Below are 22427 nucleotides of genomic sequence, written 5' to 3'. Positions count from 1 at the left end.
GAAAAGCAGGATCAGTCAGCACGACCCATATAGCGTTTTTCTTCGATATGGATACGGATTTTCTCGCCCGCTGACAGGTACTCTGGCACCTGTACGACCAGACCGGTAGTCAGGGTAGCCGGTTTGTTACGCGCACTTGCAGACGCGCCTTTGATGCCCGGCGCCGTTTCAACAATTTCCAGATCAACGGTCTGCGGCAGCTCCAGCGCCAGCAGCACGCCATCCCAGGTCAGCACCTGCATGTCCGGCATTCCACCTTCTGGAATAAACAGCAGCTCTTCTTCGATCTGATCTTTAGTGAAGATATACGGGGTGTAATCTTCTTTATCCATGAACACGTATTCGTTGCCGTCGATGTAGGAGAAATCAACGTAGCGACGGGTGAGGGTCACGGTATCAACGATATCGTCGCCTTTAAAACGTTCTTCCACTTTCAGGCCGGTGCGGACATCGGAGAAACGCATTTTGTACAGCGTTGCTGCGCCACGGGCGCTGGGTGCCTGAATGTCGATATCTTTCACAATCAGCAGTTTGCCGTTGTAATTCAGTACCATACCTTTCTTAATTTCGTTCGCTCTTGGCATTGCAGTAATCCTGTTTACGGGAGGTAAAAAATATCGCGCCAAATTACTCGCGCGCGGCCTTTCAGGCAAGCGGAATTCGTGGGTTTTGCTATCAATACATAAAAGGTGTTACTGTGCGCGCAATGCCCGACTGCGCGGGCATCTGCCACCAACAGAGAGCATGTATGGATTGTCGTTCCGACTGTGGCGCGTGCTGTACCGCACCGTCCATCTCAAGCCCCATTCCAGGCATGCCGGAGGGCAAGCCTGCCAATACCCGCTGCGTTCAGCTCTCTGACACTAACCTGTGCATGATCTTTGGCTCGCCCCTGCGCCCGAAGGTGTGCTCCGGGCTCCAGCCAACCGCCGAAATGTGCGGCAGTACGCGCCAGCAGGCCATCACTTATCTGCTTGAGCTGGAAGCGCTCACCGCGCCTTAGACATCTTTGATTCGCGTCAGGCAGCTCAGCGTCAGGACGCACATCACCAGCGCAATCCAGAACACCGTATGATAGTTCCAGATTTCAGCCACAACGCCCGCCAGTGAGCCTGCAATAATCCAGCCCACGCGGGTGGTATTAGTATAAAGGGTGGTGGCAGAGCCTGCCTGACCCGGCATCAGATCCTGGAAGTAGAGCATGCCGATACCGGCCAGGATACCGATGTAAATGGCGTTCAGCAGCTGTAAAGCAAGAAGCAGGGCTGGCGTATGAACCGTCAGCATACCGACATAAAACAGCAGCCCGGCTACGGCGGCGACGCGCATCAAAAAGCGCTTGCCGAAGCGCTTCGCGTAATAGCCCGCAATCAGCATGGTGGGGATCTCAAGCCCCGCGGCGGTTCCCATCATGATCCCGGCCAGCTTCTCCGGCAGATGCAGCTCATCAATAATAAACAGCGGCATATTAATGATATAGAGGCTGTTGGTGCCCCACATCAGCGTACAGATAATGAATAACAGCAGCGCGTCGCGCCGGTTACGTCGCGGAGCTTCCAGCGTACCGGTCGCCACTTTCGGCTCTTTGCGCATGGAGGGCAGGAAGAACCAGACCATTGCGCCGCATACTACGAAGGCCACGGCTGCGCTGAGGTACATCACCGTAAAGCCAAAACCCATCGCCAGCGCGTAGGCGAGCGGGGGGCCAATCACCCACGCCAGCGACACCTGCGCGCGCAGTATCGAGCTGAACATCACCGCTTCCCGCCCGGTGCGGTCGGCATGCTCACGGGCAAGGGCGAACATCTGCGGGTTGGCGGTCGAGCCGAAACTGCTCAGGAATACGCCCACAAACAGCAGAATGAAGTAGTTACGGTTCCAGGCAAACAGCAGGCAGGCAAACACCCCGAGCAGGCAGCAAAAAACGATCAGGCTTTTGCGATCGCCTTTGCGGTCTGAACGCCCGGCAAGAAACTGGCTGACGAAAATGCCGATGATGGCGCTCCCGGTGAAGAAGAAGCCAACCATCGCCGGGCGGGCGTGGACTTCGTTGGTCAGAAACAGGCTCAGCGTAGGCGTTTGTAACGCACCGGCAATACCGGTGAGAAAAGCAACGATCAAAAACGCCGTTGACGTCAAATCAAAAGGCTTTGGTGAGGCGGCAGCGGGGGTGTTATGCATGTTCAGTCTTTGCGAGTAACAGAGAGAGGCGGAGTTTACGCCGCCTGTCATTAAATAAACAGAGGGCAAAATCAAGATTGCCACAATAAATCAAAATAGCATTTCAGTTTATCGCCGTTTCGCTGAAGCGTGCTGAACCTATTTGCTGAACATCAGCAAAAACCTCCCGACTGAAGAAGAAATGTGCTGCACTTCTAAATTCTGCAACAAGAAATGTAACTTTTCTTGCAACCTTTTGTAGAAAAGACAAGACTTCTTGAAACGTTTCAGCGCTATCTTGCATGTCCTGACGAAGCAGGTTAGCGCTTATTTTCTCAGTTAAGCTGAAACGATTCAATTTCAGCAGGAGAGGAGAATCATGTTCCAGTTATCTGTTCAGGATATTCACCCGGGCGAACAGGCCGGGAATAAAGAAGAGGCTATTCGCCAGGTCGCCGCTGCACTCGTGCAGGCTGGCAACGTGGCTGACGGCTACGTCAACGGCATGCTGGCGCGTGAACAGCAGACCTCCACCTTCCTCGGTAACGGTATTGCAATTCCGCACGGCACCACGGACACCCGCGATCAGGTGCTGAAAACCGGCGTACAGGTCTTCCAGTTCCCGCAGGGCGTGCTGTGGGGCGAGGGTCAGGTGGCTTACGTGGCGATTGGCATCGCGGCCAGCGGTGACGAACACCTGGGCCTGCTGCGTCAGCTGACGCACGTGCTGAGTGATGATGCCGTCGCGGAACAGCTTAAATCCGCCACCACTGCTGAAGAGCTGCGTGCCCTGCTGATGGGCGAAAAACAGAGCGAAGCGCTGAAGCTGGATAATGAAACCCTGACGCTGGACGTCGTTGCGTCCGATTTGCTGACGCTCCAGGCGCTGAACGCGGCCCGCCTGAAAGAAGTGGGAGCGGCAGATACCACTTTTGTGACGTGCGCCATCAATGATAAGCCATTAAACCTGGGTCAGGGCATCTGGCTGAACGACAGTGCTGAAGGCAACCTGCGTAGCGCTATCGCGGTCAGCCGTGCTGCGGTTGCCTTTGAGACAGACGGCGAACGCGCCGCGATGTTGGTAACGGTCGCCATGGCGGACGATCAGCCGGTATCCGTGCTGAAGCGTCTGGGCGATCTGCTGCTGAACAATAAAGCTGAAAAACTGCTGAACGCAGACGCGGCGACGGTGCTGGCCCTGCTGACCAGCGACGATGCGCTGACGGATGACCTGCTGAGCGCAGAGTACGTGGTGCGTAACGAACACGGCCTGCATGCCCGTCCGGGCACCATGCTGGTGAATACCATTAAACAATTTGAAAGTGAGATCACCGTGACCAATCTGGACGGTTCGGGTAAACCAGCCAACGGGCGCAGCCTGATGAAAGTTGTCGCGCTGGGCGTGAAGAAAGGCCATCGTCTGCGCTTTACCGCGCAGGGTGCGGATGCTGAACAGGCGCTGAAAGCGATTGGCGACGCCATCGCGGCCGGTCTGGGGGAGGGCGCATAATGAGCAGACGTGTTGCGACCATTACGCTGAACCCGGCTTACGATCTGGTGGGTTTCTGCCCGGAAATTGAGCGTGGCGAAGTCAACCTGGTGCGGACGACCGGCCTGCATGCCGCAGGAAAAGGGATTAACGTGGCGAAGGTGCTGAAAGATCTCGGCATCGACGTCACCGTAGGCGGCTTCCTCGGTAAAGACAACCAGGATGGTTTTCAGCAGTTGTTCAGTGAACTGGGCATCGCTAACCGTTTTCAGGTTGTGCAGGGCCGTACCCGCATCAACGTTAAGCTGACCGAGAAAGACGGTGAAGTGACCGATCTGAACTTCTCCGGCTTCGAAGTGACCCCGGCTGACTGGGAGCGCTTTGTTGCCGATTCCCTGAGCTGGCTGGGCCAGTTTGACATGGTGTGCGTCAGCGGCAGTCTGCCGTCCGGCGTCAGCCCGGAAGCGTTCACCGACTGGATGACGCGCCTGCGCAGCCAGTGCCCGTGCATTATTTTCGACAGCAGCCGCGACGCGCTGGTCGCCGGTCTGAAAGCCTCGCCATGGCTGGTTAAACCTAACCGCCGCGAACTGGAGATCTGGGCGGGCCGTAAGCTGCCAGAATTAAAGGATGTGATTGACGCTGCCCATGCGCTGCGCGAGCAGGGTATCGCTCACGTGGTGATTTCGCTGGGTGCAGAAGGTGCCCTGTGGGTTAACGCCTCCGGGGAATGGATTGCCAAACCGCCTTCAATGGAGGTGGTCAGCACCGTGGGTGCCGGGGATTCGATGGTTGGCGGCCTGATCTACGGTCTGCTGATGCGCGAATCCAGTGAACATACCTTACGTCTTGCTACCGCCGTTGCGGCCCTGGCCGTGAGCCAGAGCAATGTCGGTATTACCGATCGTACCCAGTTAGCCGCGATGATGGCGCGCGTTGACTTAAAACCTTTTAACTAACAGCAGGAGAGGAATAATGAAAACGCTGCTGATCATTGACTCCGGTCTCGGACAGGCTCGTGCCTATATGGCGAAGACCCTGCTGGGCGCGGCGGCACAAAAAGCGCATCTGGATATCATTGATAACCCGGGTGATGCTGAAATGGCGATTGTTCTGGGCGACAAAATCCCCGCTGACAGCGCCCTGAACGGCAAAAAAGTGTGGCTGGGTGATATTAATCGCGCGGTGGCACACCCTGAACTGTTTCTGAGCGAAGCAAAAGGTCATGCGACGGTTTACAGCGCACCTGTTGAGGCGGCGCCGGTTGCCGCCGCTGGGCCGAAACGCATTGTTGCGGTAACGGCCTGCCCGACAGGTGTGGCGCACACCTTTATGGCGGCTGAAGCCATTGAAACCGAAGCGAAAAAACGTGGCTGGTGGGTGAAGGTTGAAACCCGCGGCTCTGTTGGTGCGGGCAATGCCATCACGCCGGAAGAGGTGGCGGAAGCCGATCTGGTGATTGTGGCGGCGGATATCGAAGTGGATCTGGCGAAGTTTGCCGGCAAGCCGATGTACCGTACCTCTACCGGCCTGGCGCTGAAGAAGACCGCGCAGGAGTTTGATAAGGCGCTGGCAGAAGCCAAACCGTATCAGGCAACCGGTGCGGCAAAAACGCCGACCGAAGGCAAGAAAGAGTCTGCCGGTGCCTATCGTCACCTGTTAACGGGCGTGTCTTACATGCTGCCGATGGTAGTGGCGGGCGGCCTGTGCATTGCGCTCTCCTTCGCCTTTGGTATCGAGGCGTTTAAAGAGCCGGGCACGCTGGCGGCTGCGTTGATGCAGATTGGCGGCGGCTCCGCGTTTGCGCTGATGGTGCCGGTGCTGGCGGGCTTTATCGCCTTCTCCATTGCTGACCGTCCGGGTCTGACGCCGGGTCTTATCGGCGGTATGCTCGCCGTGAGCACCGGTTCTGGCTTTATCGGCGGTATCATTGCCGGTTTCCTCGCCGGTTATGTGGCGAAGCTGATCAGCTCGAAGCTGAAGCTACCGCAGAGTATGGAGGCGCTGAAACCTATCCTGATCATCCCGCTGATTTCCAGCCTGGTGGTCGGTCTGGCGATGATTTACCTGATTGGTAAGCCGGTCGCGGGCATTCTGGAAGGTCTGACCCACTGGCTGCAAACTATGGGGACGGCGAACGCGGTGCTGCTGGGCGCAATCCTCGGCGGTATGATGTGTACCGACATGGGTGGTCCGGTGAACAAAGCGGCATATGCGTTTGGCGTTGGCCTGCTGAGTACCCAGACCTACGCGCCGATGGCGGCGATCATGGCGGCCGGTATGGTGCCTCCGCTGGCGCTCGGTCTGGCGACGATTATTGCCCGCCGTAAGTTCGATAAAGCGCAGCAGGAAGGCGGTAAAGCGGCGCTGGTGCTGGGCCTGTGCTTCATCACCGAAGGCGCAATCCCGTTTGCGGCACGCGATCCAATGCGTGTTCTGCCGTGCTGTATCGTGGGTGGTGCGGTGACGGGGGCTATCTCCATGGCGGTAGGTGCGAAACTGATGGCGCCGCACGGCGGTCTGTTCGTCCTGCTCATCCCTGGCGCCATCACGCCGGTGCTGGGTTATCTGCTGGCGATTGTTGCCGGTACGCTGGTGGCAGGCCTGTCTTACGCGGTGCTGAAGCGCCCGGAAGCGGAAGTGGTCGCAAAAGCAGCCTAAAAGAGGTGTCGGGTGGCGGCTTCGCCTTACCCGACCTACAAAAAAAGCCGGGTGCGTAAGCAGCCCGGCTTTTTTTATGCCGCCTGTTCAGCGGTTTGCTGCGCCTTCAGCCAGGCAATCTCTTCCGCCCAGATATCCGGGTTAATGGTTTCGAGCACCATCGGAATACCGTCGAAGCGGGCGTCCTGCATGATAAAGCGGAACGCATCATGGCCGATGTTGCCTTCGCCCAGGCTGTGGTGGCGGTCAACGCGGCTGCCGAACGCGCTTTTCGCATCGTTTAAGTGCATACCGCGAAGGTATTTAAAACCGACAATACGCTCGAACTCCTCGAAGGTATTTTTCGTGGCCTCGGTTGTGCGCAGGTCATAGCCGGCGGCAAAGGCGTGACAGGTATCGATGCACACCCCCACGCGGGATTTATCTTCCACGCCGTCGATGATCGCCGCCAGATGCTCAAACTTAAAGCCGAGGTTGCTGCCCTGACCGGCGGTATTCTCAATCACCGCCGTCACGCCCTGGGTTTTATCCAGCGTCATGTTGATGGACTCGGCGATGCGCGCCAGACAGGCGTCTTCGTCAATCTGCATCAGATGGCTGCCGGGATGGAAGTTCAGCAGCGTCAGCCCCAGCTGTTCACAGCGCTGAACCTCATCCAGGAACGCTTCGCGGGATTTTTCCAGCGCCTCGGCAACCGGGTGACCGAGGTTAATGAGGTAGCTGTCGTGGGGAAGGATTTGGCCAGGCCCATAGTGGTATTTCTCACAGGCGGCTTTGAAATCATCAATCACTTCAGCGGTGAGCGCTGCGGCGCGCCACTGGCGCTGGTTTTTGGTGAACAGGGCGAAAGCGGTCGCCTCGATTTCGGCGGCGCGAATGGCGGCATTCGCAAGGCCACCGGCAGCGCTGACGTGCGCTCCAACATATTTCATAAAAAGACTCCTGTTAACCCGAAATGCCTATGATAGCGGGTTAACAGGAGAAGGACGAGATGGTTTATGCCAACAGGCTGTGTACCGCAAGGTTAATCGCACCGCCGCCAACGATCAGCCAGATGAACAGCACCAGCGCCATCAGCAGCGGTTTCGCCCCGGCTTTTTTCAGCGCGCTGACGTGCGTGGTGACGCCCAGCGCCGCCATTGCCATTGCCAGCAGGACCGTATCCAGCGTGACCAGCATATCCACCATCGCTTTTGGCAGCAGGTGGAAAGAGTTGAAGACAGCGACCACGATGAACAGGATCGCAAACCACGGAATGGTGATTTTGCTTTTCTCGCTGCCGCCTGCCGGAGCCAGCTGTTTAACCCGCGCCGCGAGGAAAATCAGGAACGGGGCCAGCATCATCACGCGCAGCATTTTGGCTATGACCGCCGCGTTTTCTGCTTCTGGATTAATGGCGTGACCAGCCGCCACCACCTGCGCCACTTCGTGCATGGTTGAGCCGATATAAATGCCGTAGGTTTCCGGGCTAAACCAGTGCGCCACCAGCGGATACATGGCCGGATACAGGAAGATCGCCAGCGTACCGAAGATAACTACCGTCGCGACCGCTACCGTCACTTTACTGGCTTCAGCTTTAACGACGGGTTCTGTTGCCAGTACCGCCGCCGCGCCGCAGATGCTGCTGCCTGCGCCGATTAACCAGCTGGTTTGCTTATCCAGGCCAAAGATTTTCTGACCGATGAAGCACGCCAGTAAAAAGGTGCTCGAAAGGGTCAGGACGTCGATGGCGATCCCGCTGACGCCCACATCCGCAATCTGCGAAAAGGTGAGGCGGAAACCGTAAAGAATAATCCCGAGGCGCAGCAAGTGCTGTTTAGCAAAGATTATCCCGCCGTCGCAGGATTTCCAGATGTGTGGATAAACGGTGTTCCCGACCACCATGCCGATCAGAATGGCCAGCGTCAGGGCGCTGAACCCTGCACCGGCAACCGCCGGTATACTCCCGCCCCATAAAGCCACGCCGGTCACCACGGCGCTGAGCGCGAGACCCGGCACGAAGTGCCACACTGTACGATGATGTTGTAAGGTGATTTCTGACATAACCTTCTCCTTTGTCTGGCTAAAGGTTACGGCGCTCTGGCTTAAAAATAAAATTGATTATATATTTATAATCAATCTTTATAAGTGGTAAGCAACCATGCACATTACATTGCGTCAGCTGGAAGTTTTTGCCGAGGTGCTGAAAAGCGGCTCGACAACCCAGGCGTCACAAATGCTGGCGCTCTCGCAGTCCGCCGTTAGCGCGGCCTTGACCGATCTTGAAGGGCAACTGGGCGTCCAGCTTTTCGACAGGGTAGGGAAGCGGCTGGTGGTGAACGAACATGGCCGCCTGCTGTACCCGCGTGCCCTGGCCTTGCTGGAGCAGGCGACGGAGATCGAACAGCTGTTCCGCGAGGACAACGGCGCTATTCGCGTCTACGCCAGCAGCACGATCGGTAACTACATCCTGCCGGAAGTGATTGCCCGCTACCGCCGGGATTTTCCGACCCTGCCGCTGGAAATGAGCGTCGGCAACAGCCAGGACGTGATCAACGCGGTGATCGATTTCCGCGTGGACATCGGGCTTATCGAAGGGCCGTGCCACAACGTCGATATCATTGCGGAACCCTGGCTGGAGGATGAGCTGGTGGTGTTTGCCTCCCCGGCCTCTTCTTTACTCCAGGGCGAGGTGACGCTGGAGCGTCTGGCGCAGGCGCAGTGGATCCTGCGAGAGCAGGGCTCCGGCACGCGTGAGATTGTCGATTATCTGCTGCTGTCCCATCTGCCGCAGTTCCAGTTAGGGATGGAGTTAGGTAACTCCGAGGCGATTAAGCATGCGGTGCGTCATGGCCTGGGCATTAGCTGTCTTTCCCGACGGGTGATCGCCGAACAGCTGGAAACCGGCTCACTGGTTGAGATCCCCGTTCCGCTGCCGAAGCTGGTGCGCACGCTGTGGTGCATCCATCATCGTCAGAAACACCTTTCCAGCTCGCTCCAGCGTTTTCTGCGTTACTGCGAGATGTAAAAGCTCCCCTCACCCTGGCCCTCTCCCCAAAGGGGAGAGGGAAAAATTATGCTTTACTTATAATCCTGGCCGAGTCATGAAGCTCTCTTATAACTGAGCATTTCTGCCGGAAGCAACGCAGATCGTCTGCTACAATCGCGCCTCATTTATTGAATGGACAGCATTTTCACATGGTTTCAGAAACTAAAACCACACAAGCGCCCGCGCTACGTCGCGCACTTAAGGCGCGTCACCTGACGATGATCGCCATTGGCGGCTCCATCGGTACGGGACTTTTTGTTGCCTCTGGCGCAACGATTTCGGCAGCCGGCCCGGGTGGGGCATTATTCTCTTATATCCTGATTGGCCTGATGGTCTACTTCCTGATGACCAGCCTGGGCGAACTGGCGGCATACATGCCGGTGTCTGGTTCGTTTTCGACCTACGGACAAAAGTACGTTGAGGAAGGCTTTGGCTTCGCGCTGGGCTGGAACTACTGGTATAACTGGGCGGTGACCATCGCCGTTGACCTCGTCGCGGCACAGCTGGTGATGACCTGGTGGTTCCCGGACACGCCGGGCTGGATCTGGAGCGCCCTGTTCCTGGCGGTCATCTTCCTGCTGAACTACATTTCCGTGCGCGGTTTCGGCGAAGCGGAATACTGGTTCTCTTTGATTAAAGTGGCAACCGTCATCATCTTTATCGTCGTCGGTGTGGCGATGATCGTTGGTATTTTCAAAGGGGCTGAACCGGCGGGCTGGAGTAACTGGACTATAGGCGATGCGCCGTTTGCCGGGGGCTTCTCCGCGATGATTGGCGTGGCGATGATTGTCGGCTTCTCCTTCCAGGGCACGGAGCTGATTGGTATTGCGGCCGGTGAATCCGAAAACCCGGAGAAGAACATTCCGCGCGCGGTGCGTCAGGTGTTCTGGCGTATCCTGCTGTTCTATGTGTTCGCGATCCTGATTATCAGCCTGATCATTCCGTATACCGACCCAAGCCTGCTGCGTAACGACGTAAAAGACATCAGCGTCAGCCCGTTCACGCTGGTCTTCCAGCACGCGGGTCTGCTCTCTGCGGCGGCGGTGATGAACGCGGTGATCCTGACGGCGGTACTGTCTGCGGGTAACTCCGGGATGTACGCCTCAACTCGTATGCTCTACACCCTGGCCTGCGATGGTAAAGCGCCGCGTATTTTCTCGAAACTGTCTCGCGGTGGCGTGCCACGCAACGCGCTGTATGCGACCACGGTGATTGCGGGTCTCTGTTTCCTGACCTCCATGTTCGGCAACCAGACGGTCTACCTGTGGCTGCTTAACACCTCCGGGATGACGGGCTTCATTGCCTGGCTGGGCATTGCCATCAGCCACTACCGTTTCCGTCGCGGGTACGTCAAGCAGGGTCATGATCTGAATAATCTGCCGTACCGGTCAGGGTTCTTCCCGCTGGGGCCGATCTTCGCCTTCGTTCTGTGCCTGATCATTACCCTGGGTCAGAACTATGAGGCCTTCCTTGCGGACACCATTGACTGGGGCGCCGTCACGGCCACCTATATTGGCATTCCGCTGTTCCTGATCATCTGGTTTGGCTACAAACTGACGAAAGGAACACGCTTCGTTCGCTACAGTGAAATGGATTTCCCGGAACGATTTAAACAATAACCGCACTTCCTCTCTTTTAGCCCGCTCAGTTGAGCGGGCTTTTTTATGGGCAGATCAGAAGCTGTAGGTCATGCCGACGGTATAGCGACGGCCATCCAGCACGGTGTCATACGTATCGTAGTCAATCTGCTTATCAAGCACGTTATACACACCGGCAGTAACCAGCAGGTTTTTGTTGGCGTTGTAGCGCATACCGACATCAACCTGAGTGTAGGACGGCGTACCCTGGGACATTGACGTGCGGCTCAGGTACTCAGACGTTTTACCGCGCAGGTTCAGACGGCTCCAGAAGCCGACGTCGGGCGTCGCCTGCCAGTCCAGGGTGGTGTTAAACATGTGTTTCGGCATTTTGTTCAGTGGCTTGCCGGAGAACTGGCCGCTCTTCTGCTCGGACTCCGTATAGGTGTAGTTAGCAGTCCAGTTCACATCGCGCGTGATCTTCCACCCGAAGGAGGACTCCACACCGCGCATGTTGGCTTTGTCCACGTTGACGCGATCGCTGACGAAATCATAGCTGTGACCGCCAATCGTACAGGCTGGATCGGCGCTGCTGTTACAGCGGCGAACTTCCGTAATTTTGTCCTTGAAGTCGGTATTAAACAGCGTCACCCCGGCATTCAGGTTATCGTTGTTATCCCAGAGCAGGGCGAGCTCTTCGCTCAGGCTCTTCTCTGGTTTCAGATCCGGGTTGCCGACGATGATACCGTCAAGACGGCCGCCACCCGTTACCTGGCCCCAGCTGGCAGACGACTGACGCAGATCCGGCGCACGATAGCCAGCCGAAACCCCGCCTTTTAACGTCCACTGATCGGCCAGGTGCCATACGCCGTAACCGCGCGGCGTCCAGTTCGTCCCGTAGTTTTGGTCTTTGTCCATACGCAGGCCGCCGGTCAACGTAAAGCTTTCCGTCATTGCCCATTCATCTTCGGCAAACAGGGCCCAGCTCCAGCGCGTCAGTTTGTTCAGGCCGTCAGCTGCTTCCAGCTGATTTCCGTTGTCGCGAAGTTTCTCATAGCGATACTGCCCGCCGAGGGTCAACGTATGATCGCCGAGGAAAATCTGGTTCTGGTTGTTGAAGGTGGTGTTATACGAGCGCATTTCGCGACCTGGATTATTGGTCTCTTCCTGCTGGATATAGCTGGTAGTATTAAAGTCGTCGTAATACCCGCTGTGCGTTAAGGAGTAGGTCGTGTGCTCATAGCGCGAGTCGCTTTTGGTATTTGGCGTACAGCTTGTTCCCCGGCAGGTTTCAGCCGCTTTCGACATCCCCGGGGTGCTGTTTCTGTCCTGAAGCTCGCGAGCAAAGTCGAGGTCGAAATCGTTCTTCTCGTCCGGCGTGAAGTTCAGCGTAATGCCACCGTTACGCATTTTCTGCTCGTTATAGCCGTTCACGATTTTATCTTCTGCGCGGCGTGACAACAGCCCCGTCACTTTTGCGCCCAGCAGTCCGTCGATCAGGGGACCAGAGGCGTAGGCGTTGGTCTGGAAGATATCGCCGGAATCATGGTTTTCCTGGAAGGTTGCATCGCCGTGCAACGAACCGGTCCAGGCTTTGGTGTTCGAGACTTTTTTGGTAATGACGTTGATGACGCCACCCATCGCATCGGAGCCGTAAAGCGAGGACATTGGGCCGCGGATAACCTCGATGCGCTCAATGGACTCCAGCGGCGGCAGCCAGCCTTGTTCAATACCCGAGTTGTCGCTGTTGGGGCGGGTGCTTCGCGTACTGACGCGTTTGCCGTTCACCAAGAACAGGGTGTACTGAGAGGCCATGCCGCGAATACTGATATCACTGCTGCTCCCGCCGCCAGTGACGACAACGCCCGGGACGTCTCTCAGGGCATCGGTAACATCACGGTAGGCTTTATCTTCAATCTGCTGTTTTGAAATCACAGAGATGGAGGCGGGGGCATTCTGGATTTTTTGTTCAAAACCCGTCGCGGTGACGACAACGGTGTCCTGATCGGCTGCGTGAACGAAGGGGGAACATGTGGCAGCGCCAATGGCGACGGCCAGGAGCTTAATGCGCGGTATTGTCATTTGTACATTCCGTATAAAAATGAATAAAACTCCATCGGGATAACCCTGAGAACTGTATGTTTTTGTCTTGTAAGAACTCTTTGAGATGGAGAAGAGCCTGGAATTGTACAAAAGAATGTAGAATTGTAAACACAAATGATAATTGAAATCATTTGTGTTTGGGTGTCGGCGACAGAAATCAGGCTGGATTCAAGCGGATAGAAGTATGTAAAGAGGGGGAGGGGAAGACCCGGTAGGCAGGAGGCGCTACCGGGCAAAAGGCGGAACTTACCTGAACAGATGCTCCGCATGGAAGCGGAGATGATCCTCAATAAAGGACGCCATAAAGTAATAGCTGTGATCGTATCCCGGCTGTATGCGTAGCGTCAGCGGCCAGTCCTTCTGGCGCGCGGCTTCCGCCAGCAACGCAGGCTGTAACTGCCCGGCGAGGAACTGATCGGCATCACCCTGATCCACCAGCATCGGGATAGCGTCTTCTGGCTGGCTCGCCAGCATCAGCGCGCAGCTGTCCCATTCCTGCCATTTTTCTGCTTCTTCACCCAGATAGTGCGTAAAGGCTTTTTGCCCCCACGGCACCTGCGTTGGGTTCACAATCGGCGCAAATGCGGACACGCTGGTGTATTTCCCCGGATTTTTCAGCGCTATTATCAGCGCCCCGTGGCCCCCCATCGAATGTCCGCTTATCGCGCAGCGCTCGCTGACCGCGAACTGAGAGTGCACCAGGGCAGGCAGTTCATCGCGAATGTAGTCATACATGCGGTAATGGCTCGCCCACGGTTGTTCCGTGGCGTTGAGATAGAACCCGGCGCCTTTACCCAAATCGTATCCGGCATCGTCGGCCACGTCATCGCCACGCGGGCTGGTATCTGGCATCACCAGCGCAATGCCCAGTTCGGCGGCAATACGCTGGGCACCCGCTTTGGTGGTGAAGTTTTCGTCGTTGCAGGTCAGGCCTGAAAGCCAGTACAGCACCGGTGGATTGTCCGCAGGGGGCAGGAAAATGCTGAACGTCATAGCACAATTCAGCGTGGTGGAGTCGTGCCGCCAGCGCTGCTGTCGACCTTCAAAACAACGATGCTCTTCGAGCAGTTCCATGCAGGGCTCCTTAAAGGTAAGACGATTCATAAAACGCATAATACAGAGTTTTCATTGACCTGTGAGCAACTTTCACTTTCGCAGGACGGCGAGATGTTGCATCATAAATTTACTTTTCTTTAACAATTGGAGCGATCATGGCGCTGCGTATCGCGCTCAGCGGATTTGTGGTTCTGGTCGTGGCGATGGGGATAGGGCGCTTCGCCTTCACGCCTCAGGTGCCGCTGATGATAGCCGCCGGGCAACTCACGCTTACCAGCGCGGGGCTGGTGGCGGCAATGAACTATCTGGGCTATCTGGTGGGGGCATGGGATGCCATGCGCGCCCATCGCTTCGTTGAAACGCGTCTCTGGCTTGGCATCACCGGTGCGGTGGCGCTAACGCTGCTCTCCGCGGCGGCAGATAATGCCGTTGTTCACGGTCTGCTGCGCTTTGTGATCGGCTGCATGAGCGGCTGGTCGATGGTGCTGATTGCCGCCTGGACCAACGAGCGGCTGGGGCAGCTGGGCAAACCGGGACTCAGTGCGGCCGTCTTTGCCGGACCCGGGGCCGGCATCGCCCTGAGCGGCCTGCTGGCGGTCTATATTCAGGCGAAATCCTTGTCCGCCGGGGCGGCATGGCAAATCTACGGCGTACTGGCGCTGGTGCTGATTGTGCTGGTGGCGCGCTACCTGCCGCGGTCCGGGCAGCTCCATCGGCCCGGTACCGCGCCTGAACCGCTGCTGCTGACCGCAGATCTCAAGCGTCTGGTCTGGAGCTACAGCCTGGCAGGGTTCGGCTATATCCTCCCGGCGACCTTTTTATCGCAAATGGCGGCGGTGCGTTTTCCCGGCAGCCTGTTTGCCCAGTTTGTCTGGCCGATATTTGGCGCCGCCTCGGTGGTGGGAATTGCGCTCAGCATTGCCCTGCGGCATACATCAAGCGCTAACCGCAGGCTGGCGATTGTTCTGTGGTTACAGGGGATTGGCGTGCTGGCGGCCTGGCTGCTGCCGGGCATAGGCGGCTTGCTGACGGGTGGGCTGCTGGTGGGCGGCGGGTTCCTCTGCGCCGTGCAGCTCTCTCTTTTGTACGGTCGCGAGCTGGCGCCAGACCACACGCGTTATATGGCGGGACTGCTCACCACCGGGTATGCCATTGGTCAGCTGGTGGGTCCGGTCACGTCGGCACTGTCGACCTGGCTCACGCATCGGCTGGAACCTGCGCTGGGGCTGGCGGGGATCGCGCTGTTCGTTGGCGGAGCGTTAGTCTGGAACCGTCAGGCTGAAAGGCAACAGCAATTGCAATAATTATCGTCGTGAATACTGGATTATGTGCGTCGCCTCACGCACAATGAGCGCACACTTTTGCCACAACGAGGGCAAAAGACGCCACACCTGCAGGAGAAAAGAATGTCATCACTCAGTAAAGAAGCAGCCCTTGTCCATGAAGCGCTGGTTGCGCGCGGTCTTGAAACGCCACTGCGCCCGCCCGTGCAGGAGCTGGACAATGATACCCGCAAGAGTCTGATCGCCGGCCATATGACGGAGATCATGCAACTGCTGAATCTCGATCTGAGCGACGACAGCCTGATGGAGACGCCGCACCGCATCGCGAAGATGTACGTCGACGAAATTTTCTCCGGCCTGGATTACGCGAACTTCCCGAAAATCACCGTCATTGAAAATAAGATGAAGGTCGATGAGATGGTGACGGTACGCGATATCACGCTGACCAGCACCTGCGAGCATCACTTTGTGACCATCGATGGTAAAGCGACGGTGGCCTATATTCCAAAAGATACGGTCATTGGCCTGTCCAAGATCAACCGCATCGTGCAGTTCTTTGCCCAGCGTCCGCAGGTGCAGGAGCGTCTGACGCAGCAGATCCTGACCGCACTGCAAACTCTGTTGGGTACTAACAACGTGGCAGTGTCTATCGACGCGGTGCACTACTGCGTGAAAGCGCGCGGCGTGCGTGATGCAACCAGCGCAACCACCACCACTTCGCTGGGTGGCCTGTTCAAATCGAGCCAGAACACCCGCCAGGAGTTCCTGCGCGCCGTGCGTCACCACAACTAATCAGACAGGGCAGGGACCATGGAGCGAAACGTCACGCTCGATTTTGTTCGCGGCGTCGCCATTCTCGGTATCCTGCTGCTGAATATCAGCGCCTTCGGTCTGCCGAAGGCCGCTTATCTGAATCCTGCGTGGTATGGCGACATCACGCGCAGCGACGCCTGGACGTGGGCAATCCTCGATCTCTTTGCACAGGTTAAATTCCTGACCCTCTTTGCGCTTCTGTTTGGCGCGGGACTTCAGCTTCTCCTCAAACGCGGTACGCGCTGGATCCAGTCGCGTTTAACGCTGCTGGTTATCCTCGGTTTTATTCACGGGCTGCTGTTCTGGGACGGCGATATTCTGCTCGCGTATGGTCTGGTGGGGCTGATTTGCTGGCGGCTGATCCGCGACGCGCCCGGTGTGAAAAGCCTGTTTAATACCGGCGTGATGCTCTATGTCATGGGACTGGCCGTGTTATTGCTGCTTGGCATGATTGCCGATGCTTCCACCAGTCGTTCATGGATCCCGGATGCGGCCAACCTGCAATATGAGCAGTTCTGGAAGCTGAAAGGCGGCATGGAAGCGATAGGCAACCGGGCCGATATGCTCGGCGATAATCTGCTGGCGCTGGGCGCGCAATACGGCTGGCAGCTGGCGGGGATGATGCTGATGGGCGCAGCCCTGATGCGCACCGGCTGGCTGAAAGGGGAATTTAGCCTGCGACACTATCGTCGTACGGGAGCAGGGCTGGTGCTGCTCGGCGTGATCATCAACCTCCCGGCGGTGATGATGCAGTGGCATCTTCAGTGGGATTACCGCTGGTGTGCGTTCCTGTTGCAGGTGCCGCGCGAACTGAGCGCGCCGTTCCAGACTATTGGCTATGCGGCGCTGATCTACGGCTTCTGGCCCCAGCTTTCCCGCCTGTGGATCGTCAGTGCGGTGGCCTGTGTTGGACGGATGGCGTTAAGCAATTACATCCTGCAAACGCTGATATGCACCACGCTTTTCTACCGATTCGGCCTGTTTATGAAATTCGACCGCCTGACGCTGCTGGCGTTTGTTATTCCGGTCTGGATTGTTAACGTGGTGTTTTCGGTTGTCTGGCTGCGTTTTTTCCGCCAGGGCCCGCTGGAATGGGCATGGCGACGGTTAACCGCCCGTGCTTCGGGCGTGTCATTGCGTAATACATCCAGATAACGATCTGGATCACAATCATTAACAAAACGGATGTAAGCGTTTTCATCTGTGTGAGCTTCTTCACGTAGTCTCCTCTCTCTCGCTGCCAGAATAGCCACCTTGCTAAACACAGGGGGTGTCTGTGAGTTGCTGCAATCCTTTAAAGGGTGGTGAATATGATCACCATTCGTGACGTCGCCCGCCAGGCGGGTGTTTCTGTTGCTACTGTCTCCCGCGTGCTGAACAACAGTGCGCTGGTCAGCCCTGAAACGCGTGAAACCGTAATGAAAGCCGTGACCCAGCTGGGGTACCGGCCAAACGCTAATGCCCAGGCGCTGGCGACGCAGGTCAGCGATACCATTGGCGTAGTGGTGATGGACGTGTCGGACGCCTTCTTCGGCGCGCTGGTCAAAGCGGTGGACGTCGTTGCCCAGCAGCACCAGAAATATGTGCTGATTGGCAACAGCTATCACGAGGCTGAAAAAGAGCGTTATGCCATTGAGGTACTGATCCGCCAGCGCTGTAACGCCCTGATTGTGCACTCTAAAGCCCTGAGCGATGAAGAGCTGGCCGGGTTTATGGAGCAGATCCCCGGCATGGTGCTGATCAACCGTATCGTCCCCGGCTACGCGCACCGCTGCGTCGGTCTGGATAACATCAGCGGCGCGATGATGGCGACGCGGATGCTCATCAGCAACGGCCATCAGCGCATTGGTTATCTGGCCTCCAGCCACGGTATTGAAGACGACATGATGCGCCGCGAGGGCTGGCAAAACGCCCTGAAAGAGCAGGGCATTGCGCCGCTGGAAAGCTGGGTAGGTACCGGTTCGCCGGACATGCAGGGCGGTGAAGCGGCAATGGTGGAACTGCTGGGGCGTAATCTTCAGCTGACGGCCGTGTTTGCCTATAACGACAGCATGGCGGCAGGTGCGCTTACCGCGCTGAAAGACAACGGCATTGCGGTGCCACAGCATTTATCGCTGATCGGCTTTGACGATATCCCGATTGCCCGTTACACCGATCCGCAGCTGACAACGGTGCGTTACCCCATTGCGTCGATGGCGAAACTGGCGACAGAGCTGGCGTTACAGGGGGCGGCAGGGCTGTTAGATCCTGACGCAACGCATTGTTTTATGCCGACTTTAGTACGCCGCCATTCGGTCGCTATCCGACAAACTGTGGCTCCGATCACTAACTGATAACATCACGTGATGTAACCGTTTTCAATCTGTGAGTAAATTCACAGTATCTTAACAAGCCGCTGTCTATGATGTCAGCGTTTTAGGGGCTGAAACACAATGTAACGGTGATTATTCACTTTTACCGTTACCAGCATGCCTCAAACAACGAATAAAACGCATTTCTGGAGCGTTACCGAACACGGAAGCTGGACATTTTATAAGTGAACTTCGGCGATCAGTAACGTTTTATTAACTTCTGCCCGCCGACCGTTTTTCACAAGAACTACCCTGCATAAAAAAAACCGGAGATACCATGAATAAGAAGGTGTTGACTCTGTCTGCTGTCATGGCAAGCATGCTTTTTGGCGCAGCAGCACACGCAGCGGATACCCGTATTGGCGTGACTATCTATAAATACGACGACAACTTCATGTCCGTTGTGCGTAAAGCAATTGAAAAAGATGCTAAATCAGCGCCAGACGTGCAGCTGCTGATGAATGACTCCCAGAATGACCAGTCCAAACAGAACGATCAGATTGACGTTCTTCTGGCAAAAGGCGTGAAAGCGCTGGCTATTAACCTGGTTGACCCGGCGGCGGCAGGCACGGTGATCGAGAAAGCGCGCGGCCAGAACGTGCCAATTGTCTTCTTCAACAAAGAACCTTCCCGTAAGGCGCTGGACAGCTACGACAAAGCGTATTACGTGGGTACCGACTCCAAAGAGTCCGGGATTATCCAGGGCGATCTGATTGCGAAACACTGGGCGGCGAACCCGAACTGGGATCTGAACAAAGATGGTCAGATTCAGTTCGTTCTGCTGAAAGGTGAACCGGGCCATCCGGATGCTGAAGCACGTACCACCTACGTTATTAAAGAGCTGAACGACAAGGGCCTGAAAACCCAGCAGCTGGCGTTAGACACCGCAATGTGGGACACCGCTCAGGCGAAAGATAAGATGGACGCGTGGCTCTCTGGTCCGAACGCCAACAAAATTGAAGTGGTCATCGCCAACAACGATGCGATGGCAATGGGTGCCGTTGAAGCCCTGAAAGCCCACAACAAGTCCGCCATTCCTGTGTTCGGTGTGGATGCCCTGCCAGAAGCGCTGGCGCTGGTGAAATCTGGCGCTATGGCCGGTACCGTGCTGAACGATGCCAACAACCAGGCGAAAGCCACCTTCGATCTGGCGAAAAACCTGGCCGACGGTAAAGGCGCCGCTGACGGGACTAACTGGAAAATTGACAACAAAATCGTTCGCGTTCCTTACGTGGGCGTAGACCAGTCCAACCTGGCTGAGTTTATCGGTAAATAAGTTATCTGCATTGTCTTCACTGGGCGCAATTCGTTGCGCCCTTTTATAACGCGATATGCGAGGCCAACAAGGTATAATTATGGTCAGCACAACTACTCAGTCGTCCGGTGAATACTTGTTGGAAATGACCGGTGTCAACAAGTCATTCCCCGGTGTTAAGGCGCTCGATAATGTTAATTTAAAAGTTCGTCCACACTCTATTCATGCGTTAATGGGTGAAAACGGTGCGGGTAAATCAACATTATTAAAATGCCTCTTTGGGATCTATCAAAAAGATTCTGGCAGCATTCTTTTTCAGGGAAAAGAGATCGACTTCCATTCAGCGAAAGAAGCGCTGGAGAACGGTATCTCGATGGTACACCAGGAATTAAACCTGGTTCTGCAACGTTCAGTTATGGATAATATGTGGTTGGGTCGTTATCCAACCAAAGGTGTCTTTGTCGATCAGGATAAAATGTATCGCGACACCAAAGCCATTTTTGATGAGCTGGATATTGATATCGACCCGTGCGCACGCGTCGGGACATTATCCGTTTCCCAGATGCAGATGATCGAAATTGCCAAAGCGTTCTCCTATGATGCGAAAATCGTGATCATGGATGAACCGACATCGTCATTAACGGAAAAAGAGGTTAACCACCTTTTTACCATTATTCGTAAGCTGAAAGATCGCGGCTGCGGCATTGTCTATATCTCACATAAAATGGAAGAGATCTTCCAGCTGTGCGATGAAATCACCATCCTGCGCGACGGCCAGTGGATCGCCACCCAGCCGCTGGAAGGGCTGGATATGGACAAGATCATCGCCATGATGGTTGGCCGTTCTCTGAACCAGCGTTTCCCGGATAAAGAAAACAAGCCAGGCGAAGTGATTCTGGAGGTGCGTAACCTGACCTCGCTGCGTCAGCCGTCTATCCGCGATGTCTCTTTCGATCTGCACAAGGGGGAGATCCTTGGCATCGCAGGGCTGGTGGGCGCTAAGCGCACCGATATCGTGGAAACCCTGTTTGGTATCCGTGAGAAAGCCGAAGGCACCATTACGCTGCACGGTAAGAAGATCAACAACCACAACGCCAACGAAGCCATTAATAATGGCTTTGCGCTGGTGACGGAAGAGCGTCGTTCCACCGGTATTTACGCTTATCTGGATATTAACTTTAACTCGTTAATTTCTAATATTCGCAATTATAAAAATAAAGTCGGGCTGCTGGATAATTCCCGCATGAAGAGCGATACCCAGTGGGTGATTGACTCCATGCGCGTGAAAACGCCGGGCCACCGCACGCAAATTGGCTCACTCTCGGGAGGGAACCAGCAGAAAGTCATTATTGGTCGCTGGCTATTAACCCAGCCTGAAATTCTGATGCTGGATGAACCTACGCGTGGTATCGACGTGGGTGCAAAATTTGAGATTTACCAGCTGATCGCCGAGCTGGCGAAAAAAGATAAAGGGATCATTATTATTTCTTCCGAAATGCCGGAATTGTTAGGGATCACAGACCGTATTCTGGTTATGAGCAATGGTCTCGTTGCCGGTATTGTTGAAACCAAAACGACAACGCAAAACGAAATTTTGCGTCTTGCGTCTTTGCACCTTTAAGATCAGGGGCTCCTCATGAGTGCGTTAAATAAAAAAAGTTTTCTCACTTATCTGAAAGAAGGCGGTATTTACGTTGTTCTTTTAGTCTTGCTGGCGATTATTATTTTCCAGGACCCTACGTTCTTAAGTCTGCTGAACTTGAGTAACATTCTGACCCAGTCTTCCGTACGTATTATTATCGCGCTTGGCGTGGCGGGACTTATCGTTACCCAGGGGACTGACCTTTCGGCAGGGCGCCAGGTGGGTCTGGCGGCGGTCATTGCGGCAACCCTGTTGCAGTCGATGGAAAACGCCAACAAGGTGTTCCCGGAGATGGCGACCATGCCGATTTTCGTGGTGATCCTGATCGTGTGCGCCATCGGCGCGGTAATTGGCCTGATTAACGGCATCATCATTGCTTACCTGAACGTGACGCCATTCATCACCACGCTTGGCACGATGATCATCGTTTATGGTATCAACTCCCTGTACTACGATTTCGTCGGCGCGTCTCCAATCTCTGGCTTCGACAGCGGCTTCTCGACCTTCACGCAGGGGTTTGTTGCGCTGGGCAGCTTCCGTCTCTCCTACATCACCTTCTATGCGCTGATTGCGGTGGCGTTCGTCTGGATCCTGTGGAACAAAACCCGCTTCGGTAAAAACATCTTTGCTATCGGCGGTAACCCTGAAGCGGCGAAAGTGTCCGGGGTCAACGTGGCTCTGAACCTGCTGATGATTTACGCCCTGTCCGGGGTCTTCTACGCCTTCGGCGGGATGCTGGAAGCGGGCCGTATCGGCTCTGCAACCAACAACCTCGGCTTTATGTACGAACTGGATGCGATTGCAGCCTGCGTGGTTGGCGGCGTCTCCTTCAGCGGCGGCGTGGGGACCGTGCTGGGCGTGGTGACCGGTGTGATCATCTTCACCGTTATCAACTACGGCCTGACCTACATCGGCGTGAACCCCTACTGGCAGTACATCATCAAGGGCGCCATCATCATCTTCGCGGTTGCGCTGGATTCACTGAAGTACGCGCGTAAGAAGTAAGATC

General features: G+C 55.9%; 20 protein-coding genes. 13 read left to right on the top strand and 7 right to left on the bottom strand.

What is annotated here, in order from left to right:
• Positions 1-11 precede the first annotated feature (11 nt).
• Positions 12-584: an elongation factor P-like protein YeiP gene (gene yeiP, locus L463_RS04065; RefSeq protein WP_003859355.1), complete on the bottom strand. Its 573-nt coding sequence runs from the start codon at positions 582-584 to the stop codon at positions 12-14.
• Positions 585-748: 164 nt separating this feature from the next.
• Between yeiP and L463_RS04070 the strand changes: the two genes are divergently transcribed.
• Entirely contained in the window at positions 749-1003 is a 255-nt protein-coding gene (locus tag L463_RS04070; protein WP_003859353.1) for a YkgJ family cysteine cluster protein, read from the top strand.
• Here the strand turns inward: L463_RS04070 and setB are convergent.
• Positions 1000-2181: a sugar efflux transporter SetB gene (gene setB, locus L463_RS04075; protein ID WP_015572310.1), complete on the bottom strand. Its 1182-nt coding sequence runs from the start codon at positions 2179-2181 to the stop codon at positions 1000-1002. The genes L463_RS04070 and setB overlap by 4 nt on opposite strands.
• A gap of 103 nt (positions 2182-2284) precedes the next feature.
• Entirely contained in the window at positions 2285-2464 is a 180-nt protein-coding gene (locus tag L463_RS24365) for a hypothetical protein (protein WP_139152975.1), read from the bottom strand.
• Between the two features lie 75 nt (positions 2465-2539).
• Here L463_RS24365 and fruB point away from each other — a divergent pair, with 75 nt between their 5' ends.
• Genes fruB through fruA form a run of 3 tightly spaced genes read left to right on the top strand, consistent with a single transcriptional unit; the run spans position 2540 to position 6310 of the window.
• Positions 2540-3670, top strand: a complete 1131-nt coding sequence (gene fruB, locus L463_RS04080) for a fused PTS fructose transporter subunit IIA/HPr protein (RefSeq protein ID WP_015572311.1) — start codon at positions 2540-2542, stop codon at positions 3668-3670.
• Positions 3670-4608, top strand: coding sequence for a 1-phosphofructokinase (fruK, locus tag L463_RS04085; protein ID WP_006811313.1), 939 nt, complete (start codon positions 3670-3672; stop codon positions 4606-4608). Before fruB ends, fruK begins: the two co-directional genes overlap by 1 nt.
• A 16-nt stretch (positions 4609-4624) precedes the next feature.
• Positions 4625-6310 (top strand): PTS fructose transporter subunit IIBC, encoded by a 1686-nt coding sequence (fruA, locus tag L463_RS04090; RefSeq protein ID WP_032103241.1) that lies wholly within the window; start codon positions 4625-4627, stop codon positions 6308-6310.
• Positions 6311-6384: 74 nt separating this feature from the next.
• On the opposite strand, the gene nfo is transcribed toward fruA, so the two are convergent.
• Together nfo and L463_RS04100 are read right to left on the bottom strand one after the other, a co-directional pair.
• A complete protein-coding gene (gene nfo, locus L463_RS04095; RefSeq protein WP_017693043.1) occupies positions 6385-7242 on the bottom strand; it encodes a deoxyribonuclease IV in 858 nt (285 codons plus the stop codon).
• Between the two features lie 64 nt (positions 7243-7306).
• Positions 7307-8353 (bottom strand): YeiH family protein, encoded by a 1047-nt coding sequence (locus tag L463_RS04100; protein ID WP_032103242.1) that lies wholly within the window; start codon positions 8351-8353, stop codon positions 7307-7309.
• 97 nt (positions 8354-8450) lie between these two features.
• On the opposite strand from L463_RS04100, the gene yieE reads away from it, so the two are divergent.
• Positions 8451-9317 carry a DNA-binding transcriptional regulator YeiE gene (yieE, locus tag L463_RS04105; protein WP_003859337.1) on the top strand — a complete coding sequence of 289 codons (867 nt, stop codon included), beginning with the start codon at positions 8451-8453 and terminating at the stop codon, positions 9315-9317.
• Between the two features lie 170 nt (positions 9318-9487).
• Positions 9488-10957 (top strand): amino acid permease, encoded by a 1470-nt coding sequence (locus L463_RS04110; protein WP_015572314.1) that lies wholly within the window; start codon positions 9488-9490, stop codon positions 10955-10957.
• Positions 10958-11011: 54 nt separating this feature from the next.
• Here the strand turns inward: L463_RS04110 and L463_RS04115 are convergent, their stop codons facing one another.
• Positions 11012-12997 carry a ligand-gated channel protein gene (locus tag L463_RS04115; protein WP_032103245.1) on the bottom strand — a complete coding sequence of 662 codons (1986 nt, stop codon included), beginning with the start codon at positions 12995-12997 and terminating at the stop codon, positions 11012-11014.
• Positions 12998-13264: 267 nt separating this feature from the next.
• The gene (gene fghA / locus L463_RS04120; protein ID WP_032103246.1) at positions 13265-14092 is read right to left on the bottom strand and encodes an S-formylglutathione hydrolase; all 828 of its coding nucleotides are present in this window, start codon (positions 14090-14092) and stop codon (positions 13265-13267) included.
• A 137-nt stretch (positions 14093-14229) separates the two neighbouring features.
• Between fghA and L463_RS04125 the strand changes: the two genes are divergently transcribed.
• From L463_RS04125 to mglC, 7 genes are all read left to right on the top strand, one after another.
• Entirely contained in the window at positions 14230-15378 is a 1149-nt protein-coding gene (locus tag L463_RS04125) for a YbfB/YjiJ family MFS transporter (RefSeq protein WP_017383385.1), read from the top strand.
• Between the two features lie 102 nt (positions 15379-15480).
• The gene (gene folE, locus L463_RS04130) at positions 15481-16149 is read left to right on the top strand and encodes a GTP cyclohydrolase I FolE (protein WP_015572317.1); all 669 of its coding nucleotides are present in this window, start codon (positions 15481-15483) and stop codon (positions 16147-16149) included.
• 18 nt (positions 16150-16167) lie between these two features.
• Positions 16168-17325: a DUF418 domain-containing protein YeiB gene (gene yeiB / locus L463_RS04135; protein ID WP_015572318.1), complete on the top strand. Its 1158-nt coding sequence runs from the start codon at positions 16168-16170 to the stop codon at positions 17323-17325.
• A 155-nt stretch (positions 17326-17480) separates the two neighbouring features.
• The gene (galS, locus tag L463_RS04140) at positions 17481-18503 is read left to right on the top strand and encodes an HTH-type transcriptional regulator GalS (protein ID WP_003859324.1); all 1023 of its coding nucleotides are present in this window, start codon (positions 17481-17483) and stop codon (positions 18501-18503) included.
• A 295-nt stretch (positions 18504-18798) separates the two neighbouring features.
• Positions 18799-19797 carry a galactose/glucose ABC transporter substrate-binding protein MglB gene (mglB, locus tag L463_RS04145; protein ID WP_017383382.1) on the top strand — a complete coding sequence of 333 codons (999 nt, stop codon included), beginning with the start codon at positions 18799-18801 and terminating at the stop codon, positions 19795-19797.
• 79 nt (positions 19798-19876) lie between these two features.
• On the top strand, positions 19877-21397 hold the full coding sequence (gene mglA / locus L463_RS04150; RefSeq protein WP_032103250.1) for a galactose/methyl galactoside ABC transporter ATP-binding protein MglA: 1521 nt from the start codon (positions 19877-19879) through the stop codon (positions 21395-21397).
• Between the two features lie 15 nt (positions 21398-21412).
• Positions 21413-22423: a galactose/methyl galactoside ABC transporter permease MglC gene (gene mglC / locus L463_RS04155; protein WP_003859318.1), complete on the top strand. Its 1011-nt coding sequence runs from the start codon at positions 21413-21415 to the stop codon at positions 22421-22423.
• The last annotated feature ends 4 nt before the right edge of the window (positions 22424-22427 follow it).

The sequence above is a fragment of the Enterobacter sp. BIDMC 27 genome (assembly GCF_000534415.1).
Taxonomy (GTDB): domain Bacteria; phylum Pseudomonadota; class Gammaproteobacteria; order Enterobacterales; family Enterobacteriaceae; genus Enterobacter; species Enterobacter hormaechei_C.
The sequence above is the reverse complement of the archived record's forward strand: the minus strand, read 5'-3'. Positions and strand labels throughout refer to the sequence as shown.